The 16,813-nt window shown below is 46.1% G+C and carries 12 protein-coding genes; 6 read left to right on the forward strand and 6 right to left on the reverse strand.

Annotated features, from left to right (window positions below; translation table 11 throughout):
• Positions 1-6: 6 nt before the first annotated feature.
• From AC5JLB_RS20160 to AC5JLB_RS20170, 3 genes are read right to left on the reverse strand one after another with little or no spacing between them, the layout of a single operon-like run.
• Positions 7-2,253 carry a 3-hydroxyacyl-CoA dehydrogenase/enoyl-CoA hydratase family protein gene (locus AC5JLB_RS20160; RefSeq protein ID WP_495875606.1) on the reverse strand — a complete coding sequence of 749 codons (2,247 nt, stop codon included), beginning with the start codon at positions 2,251-2,253 and terminating at the stop codon, positions 7-9.
• A gap of 49 nt (positions 2,254-2,302) precedes the next feature.
• A complete protein-coding gene (locus AC5JLB_RS20165) occupies positions 2,303-4,210 on the reverse strand; it encodes an AMP-dependent synthetase/ligase (protein ID WP_495875607.1) in 1,908 nt (635 codons plus the stop codon).
• A gap of 42 nt (positions 4,211-4,252) precedes the next feature.
• Complete coding sequence (locus tag AC5JLB_RS20170) at positions 4,253-5,122, reverse strand: alpha/beta hydrolase (protein ID WP_495695688.1); 870 nt, start codon at positions 5,120-5,122, stop codon at positions 4,253-4,255.
• An 891-nt stretch (positions 5,123-6,013) separates the two neighbouring features.
• Between AC5JLB_RS20170 and blaOXA the strand changes: the two genes are divergently transcribed.
• The 6 genes from blaOXA (at position 6,014) to AC5JLB_RS20200 (ending at position 11,975) form a co-directional block, all read left to right on the forward strand.
• A complete protein-coding gene (blaOXA, locus tag AC5JLB_RS20175) occupies positions 6,014-6,859 on the forward strand; it encodes a class D beta-lactamase (protein WP_495875608.1) in 846 nt (281 codons plus the stop codon).
• A 264-nt stretch (positions 6,860-7,123) separates the two neighbouring features.
• On the forward strand, positions 7,124-7,627 hold the full coding sequence (locus tag AC5JLB_RS20180; RefSeq protein WP_495875609.1) for a GNAT family N-acetyltransferase: 504 nt from the start codon (positions 7,124-7,126) through the stop codon (positions 7,625-7,627).
• Positions 7,628-7,803: 176 nt separating this feature from the next.
• Positions 7,804-8,676, forward strand: a complete 873-nt coding sequence (locus AC5JLB_RS20185; RefSeq protein ID WP_495875610.1) for a hypothetical protein — start codon at positions 7,804-7,806, stop codon at positions 8,674-8,676.
• A 146-nt stretch (positions 8,677-8,822) separates the two neighbouring features.
• Positions 8,823-9,131 (forward strand): antibiotic biosynthesis monooxygenase family protein, encoded by a 309-nt coding sequence (locus AC5JLB_RS20190; RefSeq protein ID WP_495875611.1) that lies wholly within the window; start codon positions 8,823-8,825, stop codon positions 9,129-9,131.
• 417 nt (positions 9,132-9,548) lie between these two features.
• Positions 9,549-10,613 (forward strand): WG repeat-containing protein, encoded by a 1,065-nt coding sequence (locus tag AC5JLB_RS20195; protein WP_495875612.1) that lies wholly within the window; start codon positions 9,549-9,551, stop codon positions 10,611-10,613.
• Positions 10,614-10,700: 87 nt separating this feature from the next.
• Positions 10,701-11,975, forward strand: a complete 1,275-nt coding sequence (locus AC5JLB_RS20200; RefSeq protein ID WP_495875613.1) for a cation:proton antiporter — start codon at positions 10,701-10,703, stop codon at positions 11,973-11,975.
• A 62-nt stretch (positions 11,976-12,037) separates the two neighbouring features.
• Here AC5JLB_RS20200 and AC5JLB_RS20205 read toward each other — a convergent pair whose 3' ends face one another.
• The 3 genes from AC5JLB_RS20205 to AC5JLB_RS20215 form a co-directional block, all read right to left on the reverse strand.
• Positions 12,038-13,138: a saccharopine dehydrogenase family protein gene (locus AC5JLB_RS20205; protein WP_495875614.1), complete on the reverse strand. Its 1,101-nt coding sequence runs from the start codon at positions 13,136-13,138 to the stop codon at positions 12,038-12,040.
• Between the two features lie 273 nt (positions 13,139-13,411).
• Positions 13,412-14,893, reverse strand: a complete 1,482-nt coding sequence (locus tag AC5JLB_RS20210; protein ID WP_495875615.1) for an S-layer homology domain-containing protein — start codon at positions 14,891-14,893, stop codon at positions 13,412-13,414.
• Between the two features lie 554 nt (positions 14,894-15,447).
• A complete protein-coding gene (locus tag AC5JLB_RS20215) occupies positions 15,448-16,386 on the reverse strand; it encodes a pentapeptide repeat-containing protein (protein ID WP_495875616.1) in 939 nt (312 codons plus the stop codon).
• Positions 16,387-16,813: the final 427 nt, after the last annotated feature.

Here is a 16,813-nt window from a genome sequence, read left to right on the forward strand (position 1 = left end):
TTACCCTCAATTTCGTAGCGGCTTTTTCGTTTTCAGCATGTGTACAATTCGATCTTGGGTCTTCGATTGGCTCAAGAGGGGCAAGAAGGATTCGCGTTCTAGTTGCAGTAAATAATCTTCAGAAACCAAAGCAGGGGCAGAAAGTTCTCCGCCTGTCATCACATAAGCGAGACGAGTTGCAAGATAGCGATCGTACTCACTCGCAAATCCGCCTTGCTGGAAGACGTAAGCAATTTGTTCCAACACCGCTCTACCCGGACCACCCAGCACCATAATGGAATCGTTCTTAGGTGGAGGAACGTAACCAATCTGATCAAGGTGTAACGCCTCGGCTTTGGCAATTTCTAATCGCCGCTCGCCACTCATGAGAATCCGTGTATCACAGGGCAAAAATCCCAGTTCTTTGGCTTCGTAAGCACTCGTTGAAACTTTGGCAGTTGCGATCGTTTCAAACGCCATTCTCAAGAAAGGCTGAATATGGCTGGTGGAGTCCGTTGCAGCCCGTTCAGATGCACGGCTAACCATTCGCATAATTCCGCCCGCGCCGGGAATTAATCCAACCCCAACCTCGACTAAGCCAATGTACGTTTCAGCAGCAGCAACTACCTGCGGACAAGCCATCACCAATTCACATCCGCCACCCAACACCCGTCCTTGAATTGCAGCAACAATGGGCTTTGGGAAGTAGCGAATGCGCTGTAGGAGCGATTGGAATTCTACAATTAGGGTTGCGATCGCATCAAAATTCCCGGTCTGTGCCATCATTGCCATTTCTGCTAGATTTGCCCCTCCCGAGAAATGAGCGCTGTCATTTCCAATCACCAAACCTTTGTAATCCCTGGTCGCTAGAATTTCTAAAACACTAGCAAACCCTTCTAAAACCTTGTTGCTTAACGTGTTTCCTTTAGAACGGAATTCGTATAACAGAACTCCATCACCCATATCTAACAAAGCAGCTTCAGAATTCTGCCAAATTGGTTGTTTAGAAGTTGCTGGAGTCGTTTCATAAAATGGCTTTTGTACCCATTCAGGCACCGTCATGTTGGCGGCTTTCATATCAGCTAACACGGTTTCAAATCCCAACGCATCCCAGAGTTCAAAGGGTCCGATGTCCCAACCAAAGCCCCAGCGCATCGCGCGATCGATATCTTGAGGATTGTCAGCAATTTCAGGAATTCGATGGGCGCTGTAGTTCAACATCGCTAGTGTGGTTTGACGGAAAAAATCGCCTGCACGTCCGGGAACTTGATACAGGGACTGGATGCGATGACGCAAAGGCAAGGTTTCAAATTGCTTAATTTCCTCTAAATTCAACGGCTGAGCAGGTTCGTAAGCAAACGTTTTGGGATTCACAGACAAAATTTGAGATTTTTGTTTTTTGTAGAATCCTTGCCCACTTTTCGCGCCGAGCGTTCCCGTTGCAACCATCTTACGAAGCACGTCAGGAACTCGGAAAACATCCCGGTGCTCATCTTCTGGGGCAGCTTGATAAAGATGATCCGCAACATACATCAGCGTATCTAGCCCGACTAAATCTACTGTCCGAAACGTTGCCGATTTAGGTCTGCCAATGAGGGTTCCCGTTAAGGTATCAACTTCTTCAATCGAATAGCCTTGCTCTGTCCATGCTTTTATGCCCAGCAGAGTGACAAACATGCCAATCCGATTTGCAATGAAGTTAGGAGTATCTTTGGCAATCACAACGCCTTTGCCTAAATACAACTCGCCAAACCATTTCATTCGATGGAGCACATTTGGATCAGTGTCTTGAGTAGGAATCAGTTCCAGCAGTTTAAGATAGCGGGGTGGATTGAAGAAATGAGTGCCTAAAAAGCGCTGACGGAAAGAATCTGAGCGGCCTTGAGCAACCAAATGAATCGGTAAGCCACTGGTGTTTGTCGAAACAATCGTCTCGGGTTGAATGATTGCTTCTAAGCGTTGCATTAACTGTTGCTTAATCTGTAAATTCTCAACAACGGCCTCAATCACCCAATCGACTCCGCTCAGTCGATCAAAATACTCATCAAAGTTACCGAGAATGACTCGTCGAGCCGTTTTCTCTGTAAAAAAGATCGGCGGGGACAGTTTGAGGGCTTTCTTAAAGGCCGTTTCAACGAGATCATTCTTCCGTCCGGTAGTAGCAGCAACATCGAGTAGGTGAACCGTTAAACCTGCATTAGCGAGATGTGCGGCGATTTGGCTTCCCATTACGCCAGCACCTAGAACAGCAACAGTTCGGAATGGCTTCAGCATAATTCTAAAATCCTCCCTTCAATGAGGTCGTTAATTGAGGATTGAGAGGTTAATTGAGAATTGAAAGATTGAGAGATTGAGCAAAGGTTGGACAAGCTTTAGTTGGAATGACTGGACATTCTATTTCTTGAAGATCAAACCCTGACGAATCTTGTGGCGTTGTTCTATCTCCAGTGTATAAGAGACTGATATCCTTAGCCAATACGCTTGCAATCTCCTGGCGATTGATAGATTCATTAGAACTGAGAAGCCGACATCGTTTCACGCTTGCCCAATAAGGCTGATGACAATTTGCCTCATCGACGATCGCTTGATACAACGACAGCACACACGGATGCTTCAGCAAGGTCTCTTCTGGTAGGCCCAGTTTCAACTTCCGCAGAGCTTCAAAATCTGGAACAATGAGTGCTCCACAAAACTTCTGATCTGCACCCACCACGATCGCTTGTTTGACTAACGGCGAATTCTCCAATCGAGCCTCAATCGGCTGAGGTGCGATATACTTTCCTGTCGAAAGCTTGAAGAGGGCTTTCTTCAGTCCTGTAACTTGCAGAAATCCATCCTTCGTTAAAGCACCCAAATCGCCTGTATGCAACCAGCCTCGCTCATCGATCGCCGCCTCAGTTGCGGCTGGTTTTTTGTAGTAACCCGGAGTGACGTAAGCCCCTCGAACAAGGATTTCGTGATCGGGCGCGATCGCAACCTCCACTCCTTCAATTAAGCGTCCAACTGTTCCAGCACGATTGGCGCGATCGCGGTTACAACAGACCACCGCACTCGCCTGCGTCAATCCATAGCCCTGAAAAATCTCAACGCCTGCTGCTGCAAACACGTTTGCTAATTCTGGCTTTAAGGCTGCACCCCCACAAAGCAAATATTTCAGACGATTCCCAAATAGCGATCGCCAGGGCGACCACACGAACCGATCTGCAATTTTGAGCAGCAGTGCATAAATTCCCCAAGTTGAATATCCTAGCTTATAGCGTTTGGCAAGCCACAATGCCAAGGCAAACGCTAGTCGTGATCGCTTAGACGGTAGGTTACTCGATTGCTCTAGCGTTTTACTGTAGATTTTTTCTAGGAGTAAGGGAACCGAAGCGAAAATGGTTGGTTTAACTTCTTTAAGATGTTTTAGAACACGATTGGGATTAGAAAAATAAATCGTGTGACCATAGTAGATGTGACCATAGATTAAGCATCGTGCAAACACATGGGTTAAGGGCAGAAACGAAAGCGCAATTTCCTGCATTCCCCATTGCAGTCGAGACAAACTTGCAAACGCTGCTAATGCATTCCCTGAAAGATTTTCATGGGTTAGCATGACGCCCAGCAACTGTCCATCTGTTCCAGGCACATAAACGAGTGTGGCTAGATCATGGGGGGAAAGTGCTGTTCGCAGATCATCAACCTGACTCGCAGAATGCTGAGCTTGTCCTGCGGCTCTGATGTGATCCAGTGAATAAATTTTGTGCAGATGCGTGACCGGATTGGCTGGAGCTTCAACCAAGATAATATGCTCAAGATTTGGAGCTTGGTCTAGATAAGGTAGAACCTGTTGTAGCACTTCTAAATTGGCAACAATAAATGCTTTTGCCTCGCTGTGTTGTAGGACAAAAACAATGTTTTCTAACGTTTGAGTTAAGTCAATCGGCACATCGACTAACCCTGCTAACAGGCAACTCATATCTGCGATCGCAAAGTTCACATCACTCCGAATCAGCAATGCAACGCGATCACCCCGCTCCAATCCCAAATCTAACAGTCCTAACGCTAATGCCTCAGTCTTAGCCTGGAACGCCGAGTTTGAGAGCGACCGCCATCCTGCTTCTATAGATTGATTGAAGGCAGCAGCATTCGGGCGGAGGCGACAAGCTTCATCTAGCAACGAAGGTAATGTATGCCCCAATGGAGATCGAATCCTTTGCTCAAGTTGATTAATATTTTTGGCACTAAACATCGTTCGTAAGAAGAATATTGATTCTTCTCCTCCGTAGGTGAGTTAGGCTTCATTAATAAATGGCTGACAAGTCTCTGCACCAATTAAATGTCTTTCTAACCAGTCTTCTAAATCCGAAAACACTTCCTCGTAATCGGAATCAACATAAAGATCATGGTAGTTGCCCGGATACTCTCGATGCTCTTTATCCGGGAAGATGACTCGCTGGAAAAATGCTCGACTGCCTTCGGGTAAAGTAACGCGATCGCTACTTCCATGCATAATTAACAGCGGAATCTGCAGCTCAGAAGCATGACTATAAATCCAGCGAACGGTTGCAAAATACTCGGTTGCTAGACGAGCACTACCGTATTCGTGGCGTAGTGGATCGACCAAATAGGAGGCGGCAATTTGCGGATCGCGCGATCCGAGATTGGTGGGAATCTTGAGCTTCAGACTAAATCGAGGGGCAATTCGAGAGAGAAGCCGCCCGATTGTTAGCCTCACAGGAGAAATATTAACCTTACCCAGAGCGGGGGCTGTAGCGATTAATCCTTGGATTTCGTGGGGCGATCGCAGGACATAATCCAGCACAATCGTTCCGCCCAAACTATGTCCCCAAAGGATCATCGGGCAACTGGTTCGCTGAGTCCGCACAAAGCGTAAAAAGAGGCGTAAGTCTTCTCGAAACTCCGCCCAAGCATTGATATATCCTCGTTGTCCAGTTGAGCGTCCATGCCCCCGTAAATCGAGGGCATAGACCTCATAGCCTTGTGGCACCAAATACTCCACTGCGTTCTGAAAGACACCGCTGTGCCCGCCCAGGCCATGCACTAGTGTCACGACGGCCTGACTCGGTTCTTCAGGGTGCCAACTTTGGTAATAGAGCGTTGTCCCTTTCAATCCTTGAAGGGTTCCTTCTCGATGCTTCATAGTTTTTTTCCTTATTGCACAGTTCGCTTTTCTTTTGTAGGTAGAGTGAAAAGCGATGAGGCGCGATCGCTAGTTACTAATGTTAGTAATTAGCGATGAATAGGCTTTTCTTATTAAGAAAATACAAGAGCAATTAATTCTGGTAGATGAATTGCCTCAATAATTCAGCTTGAATGGCTGTAGCGTCGATTGCAGTTGGCTTTCTGCACTATCAACATTCCTCCAAATCGGTAGCAGAATCCTTATCTCACTTTAGTAAATTTGAAAGCGGTCATCAAGTTTTTGAGTTAATTTTTAACAATCAAAATGAACAAGAAAGAAGTATTTTAGCGAAAGAATACTCTAAGTTTTCCTCTCCTTTTCTCACCACTAGAATCGACGGGCGGCAAAAAGTCTTCGGCTCTTAGAGCGTTAGTTTAAGTTTTTAAATTTTCGATTGACATCTTGGTGTTCAGAAAAAGATGCGATCCTTCGGAGCCTGCGAAGCAATCGCGCTTATGGAGCCTGCCAATATATTTATTTACTCGATACAGCAGTGACATCCACATTGAGATACAGATAGCAGCAATACCAGTACCCCTCTACTCTTCAAGGCTTATTGAAAACGCTTTTAAGATTCCACTTTCAACTCTGCGATGATCGCCCAGTCAAACCGCTAACCAACGGTTCTACAGCAGTTTGGTACGTCACGATGATGAGTAAGTCACAGAGCTAAACCCGATGCAGATACTACAATCGACTTTTCGGCAGCGTGATCAACGCGGCAAAATAACTACAGTCGCGAGACGATGCATCTCAAGTTCCGAAAACCGAGAGCCTATTCGTGTAGTTCAAGGCTGCCCATCATCTCGCTACCTGTAGAAGCCTATGAATCGAATCATTCGTTTTGCCATGATGGTTTTCGTTACATCGTGTTGCATCGCCGCTATCTTGTTTCAGACCGTGCAATCAGCAGTAACAATCTCGAATTCAGCGATTGAGTCTCCAAGTCGTGTAGACGTTGCCCAAAACATTGATTTTGCGCAGCACTTTCGAGAGCTAGGGGTTGAAGGTTCGATTTTGATCTATGACTTGAACAGCGATCGCGTCTTTCAACACAACCCACAACGGAACACAACTGCTTTTTTACCCGCGTCCACCTTCAAGATCTTGAATTCTCTGATTGCTTTGGAAACAGGAGTTATTTCAAATGACATCGCGGTTCTAACATGGGACGGAATTCAAAGAAAGCTGCCTGAATGGAACCGAGACTTGAATATGAGAGAGGCAATTAAGCTTTCTGCCTACTGGTTTTACCAAGTTTTAGCGCGTCGAGTGGGATACGACCAGATGCAGAAATGGGTCACTCAAGTGAAATACGGCAACCAAAAAATTGGCAGTCAAGATGATATTGATAAATTCTGGTTAGAGGGAGAACTGAGAATTACACCTCAAGAGCAAATTCAGTTTCTCCGTCGTTTTTACAATAATGAATTGCCCTTCTCCAAGCGATCGCTCTCGATTGTCAAAGACATGATCATTATGGAGCAAACTCCAGACTACACAATCAGAGGCAAGACAGGGTGGGTTGGTTTTGTGGGCGACGTAACACCACAAATTGGTTGGTTAGTTGGTTACCTAGAAAAAGGCAAGAATGTCTACTTCTATGCCACTAACATCGATATTCGTAACAAGAAAGATCCATCTGCTCGAATGGAATTAACACGTCGTTGCTTTAAAGAGCTTGCTGTGCTGTGAGTCAGTGAAGGTACTACTGGTGGCAAGTAAAGCAGGTTGTTAGAGCGATCGCTTCTACTAAAGTTCACAGCGATCGCTTGTTGAACGATGAAAATAGTTTTTTCTGAATAGATAGACTGAAAGTTTCTGCCCATCCACCCATACAAGAATCTGAGGCAAAAACTTTCAGTCTAAATAGTCGTTCTACCGCTTTGTCTGTGGCAGCTAAAATCTTGTAATTTTGAAGAGATCGGTCAAGTCAAAAGCGCTAATAAGGTGTTCGTCATGGATGTCGAAGTCTTACCAGCTCTAACCGCGGATAAGCCGATTATCCAGCAGATGATGGAGCTTTATCAGTACGATTTTTCAGAGTTTGAGAACACTGACCTAAACGGGCATGGATACTTTGGCTATCAGTATCTAGATTACTATTGGGTTGAAGCCGACCGCTACCCGTTTCTGGTACGAGTGAATGGTAAACTTGCTGGTTTTGTGTTGGTGAATCAATATACGTATCTTCCGCGTAGCCAATACTCAGTGGCGGAGTTCTTTATCTTACGAAAGTATCGTAAGCATGGAATTGGTCGTCAGGTTGCGTTTCACGTTTTTGATTTATTTTGTGGTCGTTGGGAGCTCCATCAAGTTCATACAAACATTGTTGCCCAACAGTTCTGGCGAAGTGTTATCGGAGCTTACACAGAAAATAACTATACCGAGACAATAATGGAGGACAAAGATTGGAAGGGCACCGTTCAATGTTTTGATAATACCGCTAAGTTGAAGTCTTGAGTAAACTGTTGTCAGCGATCGCAGTAGAACAAATTTGTTGAAGCGGACAATCAAGATTGATTTGGTGGTGTTGTAGATCTGATCGATAGCCGCTCAACAGACCTGTTATAGTCGTTAGCTGGCAAAATTCGGTGCTGCATCATGAATGTATACCTTTACCCAAGTCACAACTATCCATGACTGATAGAACTCAATACTTGTTGGAATTAGCAAAACGCAATGTCAAAGCGTACATCGCCAACCCGAAAACGAAGGCTGTCATGGTTGCAGGTTCCGTCGCAGAAGGGCTATGCGATGAATACTCGGATTGCGATGTGATGCTTTATTACGATGAATTGCCTTCTGAAGAAGAGTTGCACCTTGCGCGCCAGCAAAATCACGGTTCAGAGTTGATTGGGATTTTGGGCGATCGACAAAACGGTGCGTTTGGGGAAAGTTTTCTGATGGACGGGATTGAATTTCAGTTTGCTCATGCGACGATCGCACAGTGGGAACAGGAAATGGCAACCGTCTTGGAGGAATTCGATGTTCCATCTCCGATCACGAAAATGCTGTATGGAACATCGATTGGCATTCCGTTATACGGCGAAGCGCTGATTCAGCAGTGGAAAGCCAAAGTCGTAAATTATCCGGATGGACTCGCGCAAACAATGGTCGAGCATTATCTCAAGTTTTTTGCAATTTGGGGAATGCAGGAAAAGCTTGCCAAACGGGATACAACGCTCTGGTACTACCAAATTCTGCTTGAATCAGCCCAAAATCTTCTCGGTGTGTTGTCTGGATTGAACCACCTATATTACTCAACATTTCAATTCAAGCGAATGAGCAGATTTATTGAGCAAATGGAGATTGCCCCTGAAAATCTTGCCTCTCGTCTCGAAGGCTTGTTTCGTCATGAAGCCGCTGTAGCGGTTAATGAACTTGAATCATTGGTTCGAGAAACCGTGGAGCTTGTGAAGATTCACATGCCTCAAGTGAATACTTCAGCAGCAAGGCAGAAATTAGGGTGGAGACAGCAGCCGTGGAAGCTCAGCGAATCAGAGCGGTGAGAAATTCCAGTTAACAACTGTGTTGCAATGGAATGTATCAGTCCGTTGAGTTGCACAGGTTATCGCATCCGCTAAACACGATCGTTTGGTTGCTACGCCTAGCATCGTAATAGGCAGATTAGTGCGAATTTGATTAAATAAACGACATGATATTAGAAGTTGCCATCCTTGATGTGAAACCTGCTCAAAACCAAGCCTTTGAAAGCGCGTTTCAACAAGCGTCCGTGATTATCGCTTCTATGCCTGGCTATCTTTGGCATCAACTCCAGAATTGTGCTGAGAATAGGGACAGATACATCTTATTGGTGCAATGGGAAAAGTTAGAAGATCATACGGTTGGCTTTCGCCAATCTGCTCAGTATCAAGAGTGGAAGAATCTGCTTCACCATTTCTATGATCCGTTTCCCACAGTGGAGCATTATCACCTCGTGCTTCAAAACAAGAAAGAAACATAGCCAAAGCGATTAACCGTAACCGAACAAGGTGCAGCACCTGACTGTCTACAGGTAAACGCGACATTGAAGCTGATCAATAGGTTTACAAGACTACCCATCTATAGATACGCACTAACATAGACTGACCTAGAATAAAGCAATGCTGATTCTAGAGTTCAGGGAAAGGCAAAACTCAGCAATATAGCGTGATTGATGAGGCAATTCGCACATTTCAGTTTGTTTAACAAGTGCTTGCAGTACTAAATAGATCATTGGAAAGTGGCGGATTACGACCTCAACAAACATTGTGCAGCGTTGCGAAATTCAGCTCTGCCAAAGAACTCATCTCTCGATCGCATCAATTTGCCGCAGAAAGAGCATGGTTAGCCGTTTCTTAATGTTGAGTCTGACCTCTACTTTGGCTGGAGTAATTCCCTCATGAGCAAATTACTTTTGGTAGCTGGAGCTAGTGTCGCTGTTGGCCTCGCATTCTTGTCTCAAACTCAATCTGTGCCTCTTGATGTATCTTTGAGCGCAAATTCTGTGCGACAGATCATTGCTCAAAATACCTCAACTAGTTCGCTCACGATTCCTAACCAGTTTGACAGTGCCACCGATTTTTCTGAAGGCATTGCCCTAGTTCAGGTCGGAGAAGAATTCCGATATATCGATCGCGCCGGTAACGTTGCTGTACAACCAACCTCAGAATTTGAACTCTATTCTCCCTTTGCCGAGGGATTCGCCATTGTGAAGTCGGGCGATCGCTATGGGTACATCGATCGCACCGGAGCGCTAGTCGTCTCGCCTCGATTTGAAACTGCTGCACCGTTTCAAAATGGGTCAGCTGCGATTCGCCTCAATCAAAACGTTGGTTTTATCAACCCTCAAGGGCAGGTTGCCATTCAGCCACAGTTTCTATATACATCAGGATTTTCTGAAGGCTTAGCAGCCGTTAAACTAGGCCAAAAGTATCGCTATATCAGCCCGACGGGGAAAGCTGCTTTTCAACAAGAGTTTGACGATGGCTGGAAATTTTCGGAAGGATTAGCTGCTGTTCGGGTCGGCAAGCAATGGGGCTACATCGATAAGACTGGAAAGGTTGCGATCGCGCCTCAGTTTGATGGCGCATTTGATTTTTCAGGCTCGATGGCGCGGGTTCGAGTCGGCGACAAGTGGGGCTATATTGACAAAACTGGAAAGCCAATCATTCCACCCAAATTTAAATTTGCATCCGATTTTTCGGACGGGGTGGCACTTGTTAAAATAGGTCAATTATGGGGCTACATCGATAAAACTGGGAAATTAGTGGTTCCAGCAGATTTTAGCTACGCTGCACGGTTTTCTGATGGGCTAGCGCCCGTTAAGTATGACAATCAGTGGGGTTATATTGATCACGCTGGAAAGATTGCGATCACGCCTCAATTCGACGAAGCTGGATCGTTTTCTGACGGAATGGCGCGAGTCCAAGTCGGCAACAAATGGGGCTATATCAAGCAACCCTAATGGTTGAAGAAGTTCTACCGTAGGATGAATCATATTTATAGAATGAGCGATTTAAAGTAATACCGATTCTATAGGAAGGCTTCGCTCGTGGACATCGATATCTATATTCTCGACCTGTTAGCCATCGGCATACTTTTGCTCACAGTGACGTTATGCTCAGGGTTGATTGCGCGTCTTCCGCTCTCTTATGCAATCATTTATCTGATTGTTGGAGTGTTTTTAAGCCCCTATGGACTTAATTTAATTCAGGTTCGTCCAGACGCTAATATTCTCGAAAAGATTGCCGAATTGGTCGTCTTGATTTCACTGTTCAGTTGCGGGCTAAAGATGAATCGCCCGATTAAATTTTGGGCATGGGAGTCTACAGCTCGATTGATTGGCTTTCTGATGCCAATTTCTATTTTTGCAGTGACGGCAGTTGCTCACTGGGTATTGGGTATGGGCTGGGCACCTGCTATTTTGCTGGGAGCCATTCTTGCTCCAACTGATCCCGTCTTAGCATCAGAAGTGCAACTGTACGATCCGGGCGATCGCGATGAACTGCGCTTTGGGCTGACCTCAGAAGGCGGGCTAAATGATGCGCTCGCCTTTCCTTTTATATATTTCGGTTTGCATCTTCTAGAAGATGCAAATTGGCAGAATTGGTTTAAACAATGGGTTGCAGTAGATTTGCTGTGGGCGATCGCGGCAGGAATCGTGGTCGGATTTGCCGTTGCGAAAGCGATTCGGTGGATTGATCGATCTCTCCAGCGATTCCATACCGTTGACGGACTCATGGAGGATTTCGTTGCGATTAGTACCATTTTTATTTCGTACTCGCTGGCTGAAATAGTAAACGGGTACGGCTTCTTGGCTGTATTTGTGGCAGGAATTACCATGCGGCGGCGGCGAAACCAAGACAAATCCACTTCCCAACTTCACTTTATTGAGCGGCTGGAGAAGCTTTCCGAGATCGGAACAATTCTGCTTCTCGGATCGCTACTCCGAAAAGAACCCATGTTGGCGTATGCAACCGATGGAATTTTAATAGCTGTACTCCTGCTGTTAGTTGTGCGTCCTCTCGGCGCTTGGCTCAGCACTATCGGGCTCCGCGTACACCCTGCGACACGATGGCTTTATGGTTGGTTTGGAATCCGAGGCGTTGGGTCAATTTATTATCTAGCTTATGCGTTAGGGTCTGGATTAGAAGGACGTGACGGAGAACAGGTGAGTTGGATTACCTTTTGGACAATTATAGTTTCAATCTTTTTGCACGGCGTAACGTCAACGCCACTGATGAAATGGTATGAACGCAATGTTGAAGGAAATACCAGGCTAGAAGAAGATCCAGCACAACACGAGCAAGAAGCCGAAAGCGCGTGAAACCATATCACCTGCGATCGCGCTGAAAACACTAGGAAGAATAGGCCAGACCTATTCTTCCTCTACACTGGAAGTAACTGCTGATTTATCTCAATACCGCGATCGCGCATCATAACTTCAAACAAATCGGTTGGCAGCGCTTGTTCTACTGCCCAAACTCCTGGTTTCTTCAGTTTTCCAGACAAGATCAGTTCTGCCACCGTTCCAGTTCCCATCCCAGCCGAAATCGCGGTGTCAGGATGTACCATTGTCGAGCAACAGCGCATTGCCTGACCATCCTTTTGCCCCGTCACCTCTGAGCGGATTGCCACGCCAATTCCACTAAAGCGATCGCTAACATCAGTCATAGCGTGGCTGACGTGAGACAAAAACTCGATCACCGCTTTTGTTTGCAACAGCTTAGGATGCCACCACCGCGCTACGCTCCAGGTTAGGTAGTTATAAAACTGCGGAATGGTCGCAAATTTGGTTACAACACTTTCAACTGGAAAGGTCTCTGGCAGTGTGAATGCTTCTGGCATGTCAAACCAATAGACGCCAATCTTGCCATAGGACGGAAATTCGACAGCCTCGCGATCACTATAGGGCTTTACGGTTTGCCATTGCCCATTTAGCCAAGCCTGAAATGGGCGCTGCAACCCCAGAAACGTTGTTCGCATCACAGTGACGCCCGCTCCGCCTGAGCCTGCCACGACATAGCTGAGGTGAATTTTTTCGGGTTTGTCTAACTGCTCCACATCTCGCCGCACCATACTGTTTGAAATGCCTGGAAAAATGCCAGTGTTGACAATCGCAGTGACCCCTGCGGCTTCTGCCTCTGCTCGATGCGCCAGCGCCTTTCGAGTAAACGACGGATGATCGCTAACATCCAGATAGTTGACGCCTTGCTCAATGCAGGTTTTTAGCACACTGGTATCTCGGTAGAGAAACGGTCCAGCACAGTGAATGACAAGATCGGCTCTCGAAATTGCCTCTTCCAGCCGAGTGCGCTCGCTCAGATCTGTAACGACGAACTCAACTCGCTCTCCCAACTGATGGCTGAGTTTTGCGCCTGTTGTGAGATTGCGTCCTGCGATCGTAATCGCTACTGAGGTATGAGCCAGCAAATCTGCTGCTACTTTACTGCCAATCCGTCCACTGCCACCGAGAATTAAAACCTGCATAAGCTTAATAAAAAACTTTCTATACCAAGCCTAGGCTTGGGTAAAAGCCAATAAAACAACATTTAATCTAATGATATCTAAGTGCATTGTTAAACTTCTCCACCCTTGGTGAGGACAGTTTAGAGAAAATTTGATTAGAGATGAGGGCGGTAACACCCTTAATAAAAAATAATCGTACTGGTGAAAGAGTAATCTCACTCAGTACGATCGCAGTTGATAAAGTTAAAAGTCAAACAATCTATCGTGACTTCTGTATTTCCTGATCAGTAGTCACTACTTATTTCCAGGCGTTCTTCCGCCTTCGTCATTGCTACCACCGTGGGGACGAGAGTTGCCAGGATCACATCCTTCTGAGCCGTTGCCAATTCCCTGATTGCAGTTTTGTTTTTTGCCTTTGCCTTGCTCGATGGTGCTACCAGTGCTACTGGTTTGGTTTACTTCCACTGCATAGGGCGAGGAGATGCTTTGAACTTTGCCGATCGTTGTTAGCGTCTGGTAAACAAATGCGCTTAGTTCAGATCGGGTTGCTACACGAGTTAGCTCAAGACGACTGGTACTGGGATAGTTGATAATGATCCCCCGTTCGGTTAGAGCAGCAATCAGTGAACGGTACTGTGTCGGAATGCTAGCCGCATCAGTGTATGTCGCTAAGATTGTCTCGACCGAACCTGTCGTTGTCGTGTAGTTGAGGGCATTTGCTAACGCAACTAGAATATCTAATCGAGTTAAACGAAGCGTTGGGTTAAATTCCTTCGTTTCATCGCCAAAGAAGCCCATCTCATACGCTTCGCGGATTGCGCCGTAAGCCCAGTAGCTGCTTGATACATCCCGGAACGCGATCGCATCGCGGACTTTAGCTTGCTCAAACGCTTTACGGACGATTGCCGCAAACTGTGCTTTCGTCACCACATCGTCAGGACGGAAGCTGCCATCTGGGAAGCCTTTCACGATGGTTAGCTTCGTCAATTCGGTAATAAACGAGCTAGCCCAGTACGTGGACGAGACATCGCTGAAGCTAGTCATCGACGAGCTAGTAGCGCCTGACATTGTAGTGCCCGACATTGCAGCACCAGTCATTGCAGCACCAGTCATTGTAGTTTCACTGGCTGACATAGATGTACCAGCGATAGTAGAACTTCCTGTGCTGATTGCCTGAACGCTAGTCGCGCGAACTTCACGAGTCATTAACTGCTGCTGACGGGTCATTAGAACCGTGGAACGGGCAGTTGTCATTTGGGATACGGTTTTGTCGTAACTTACTAGAGAACCCGATTCATCCGTGCGGTACACCCAGTACTGTCGATCGCGAACCATAACTACTTGATAGCCAGGAACAACTGCCTGAGTACAGCTCTCTCCCTCACTACCTAGCCCTAAGCAACCATTCGACCATTCTTGCTGTTCAAATCTGACGATGCGAAACCCTGAAGTGTCTTCCCCTGTCCGTTTGGCTAAATCGCTAAAGATAGCCCTAGAGATAGATTTCGGCAATTTCTTAACCTTGTCACCCTCTCTTTCATGGTCATGATCGCCATCATGATCACTGTCTTTGTCGTCGTCTTTGTCGTCATCTTTAACCTGACTTCTAGAGTCGGCAAGCTCCTGCGTTTGAGGTTGCTGAACAATAGAAATTTTGTCTGTCTGACCTGTTAGATTCGTCAAAGGCGTTGCTGAAACAGCCCCAGCTTGAGCGATCGCAAGAACAGCCGCTGCTAAAACAGCGTTACCGAGAAAAGCAAAATGGTTTTGGCTCATAGCTCTCACACCGATGTGTAGGTTGGAGATTGACATTGAGTGGAGTAAGAAGTTTTTCTCGCTCAGTAAATATTGTGTAAATTAATTTACATATAAGCCACCGTGATAATACTGAGCTACCCGCCTTATCTGGAAAAGCAGCTCATGCGGAAAGTTTGCTCGCGCTGGCATCTTGATTACAATGAGCTAGAAGCGGTGCTACCTGAATAGCTTTAAAGAATAATTAATACTTTATTAGCTCAGTAAAAACCGAACAAAGGCAGCAAGTAGATTTAGAGAAATTGTGGCTATTGTGCGATCGTGATCCTCGTGGAATCACGCACATATCACGAGCAGGTTCAACAAAAATTTGCACCTTACACTTCTGGTTGTGGGTGGCGGAGCTAATTGCTAGCTTATCGATCGGTGTTTAGAAGAAGTGCTGATAATGCAGATCGATCAACCTAAACTGCGATCGCTAGAGTGAACTTACATACCCTTGCGGAACACCATCAATTGAAACAGGTTTCAGTTGTATCAGTCGTACCTATCAAGACAGCAAGATGATAAGCCGCTCAACTGGGTAAATGAGGCATCGTTACCCAATTGAGATCAACCTGATCCAAATTGACTTGAGAAAGCTTTGCGTCCGCTAAAACTGCCCCGCGTAGCACAACAGAACCTAACGTCACTTGAGTCAAAATTGCTCGGCTCAGATTTGCACCACTCAGGTTAGCGCCGTTTAGGTTTGCCCAACTTAGGTCTGCCTCAACCAAGTTCGCCTTAATCAACTCCGATCGCTCTAGATAAGCCCCCCGCAAAACGGCTAGGGCTAATTTTGTATCACTTAAGTTTGCCCAACTCAAATTGGCTCCTGTGAGGTTTGCCTCCGTCAGGTTTGCACCACTTAGGTTGCTCCCCATCAGATTTGCCCCCTCCAGGTTTGCCCAACTTAAGTCTGCCCCAACCAAGTTGGCCTTAATCAACTCCGATCGCTCCAAGTTTGCTCCCCGCAAGTTTGCCATCGGCAAACTTGCACTACTCAGATTAGCTCGACTTAAATTTGCTTCCATCAGATCCGTTTGGCTCAAGATGGCGTCACTCAAATTTGCACCACTGAGATTGGCCCTGCTCAAAATTGCACCCCGCAGATTTGCCTCATGCAGCCTAGCTCGGCTTAAATTCGCTTCAGTCAGGTTTGCATTCTGCAACACTGCTCTCCACAGCATGGCTCCACTTAGGTCTGCACCAAGCAGCAGTGCCTCAGACAATTCTGTTCCTACAAGATGGACTCCACTCAAATTTGCTCCCCGCAGGTTCGCTCGTCTCAAGATCACTCCATTGAGATCCGCCCCAACCAAGTTTGCCTCGCTCAAGTCTGCTTCAAATAAAATCGCCTTTTTTAGAGCGATGCCGCTCAAGTCAACTTGATGTAGACGCGCTTCAGTCAGATCTGCGGTATGAAAGTCTCGTTCTCCTGTGGCATAGCGCTGCAAGAGTTCTTCGGTATCCATTGCCTGTACCTCTCAATACCATCCTTGAAGTTGCGATTCAGCCCAAATCACTTTGCGCCGTCTCACAGGTGTCTAGCACTCCCACCTTCTTGAAACAGTTCATGAATCCTAATTCACTCCTCACTTGCTGTTTCTTGTGTGGTGAATCTAGAAGCAGCAGAATATTTAGGCATTCACGCAACAGATGTAAAGTTAGCTTTTCAGCAGATCTCATTTCTGTTGCATAGTTCAATTGTCTAAGAACTCAGCGAAAAGGAACACTAGATTTGACGTTTATTTATACTCGGTACGAGTATGTTAGTTCAGAGTAGAGATCTGTCAGATTCAAACTGCATCCACCCAATCAAAACAAATACTAAATATGGACAGCCCTAATAATCCAAGTTGCGGGTTAAGTTGAGAGAACAGAAGAAAACAACCGCAAGCC

The sequence above is a fragment of the Myxacorys chilensis genome (genome assembly GCF_059505265.1).

Coding starts and splice junctions, on each gene's coding strand:
- AC5JLB_RS20205 (WP_495875614.1), bottom strand. CDS start 13,138: ATGCAGGTTTTAATTCTCGGTGGCAGTGGACGGATTGGCAGTAAAGTA.
- AC5JLB_RS20210 (WP_495875615.1), bottom strand. CDS start 14,893: ATGAGCCAAAACCATTTTGCTTTTCTCGGTAACGCTGTTTTAGCAGCG.
- AC5JLB_RS20160 (WP_495875606.1), bottom strand. CDS start 2,253: ATGCTGAAGCCATTCCGAACTGTTGCTGTTCTAGGTGCTGGCGTAATG.
- AC5JLB_RS20185 (WP_495875610.1), top strand. CDS start 7,804: ATGACTGATAGAACTCAATACTTGTTGGAATTAGCAAAACGCAATGTC.
- blaOXA (WP_495875608.1), top strand. CDS start 6,014: ATGATGGTTTTCGTTACATCGTGTTGCATCGCCGCTATCTTGTTTCAG.
- AC5JLB_RS20195 (WP_495875612.1), top strand. CDS start 9,549: ATGAGCAAATTACTTTTGGTAGCTGGAGCTAGTGTCGCTGTTGGCCTC.
- AC5JLB_RS20165 (WP_495875607.1), bottom strand. CDS start 4,210: ATGTTTAGTGCCAAAAATATTAATCAACTTGAGCAAAGGATTCGATCT.
- AC5JLB_RS20190 (WP_495875611.1), top strand. CDS start 8,823: ATGATATTAGAAGTTGCCATCCTTGATGTGAAACCTGCTCAAAACCAA.
- AC5JLB_RS20215 (WP_495875616.1), bottom strand. CDS start 16,386: ATGGATACCGAAGAACTCTTGCAGCGCTATGCCACAGGAGAACGAGAC.
- AC5JLB_RS20170 (WP_495695688.1), bottom strand. CDS start 5,122: ATGAAGCATCGAGAAGGAACCCTTCAAGGATTGAAAGGGACAACGCTC.
- AC5JLB_RS20180 (WP_495875609.1), top strand. CDS start 7,124: ATGGATGTCGAAGTCTTACCAGCTCTAACCGCGGATAAGCCGATTATC.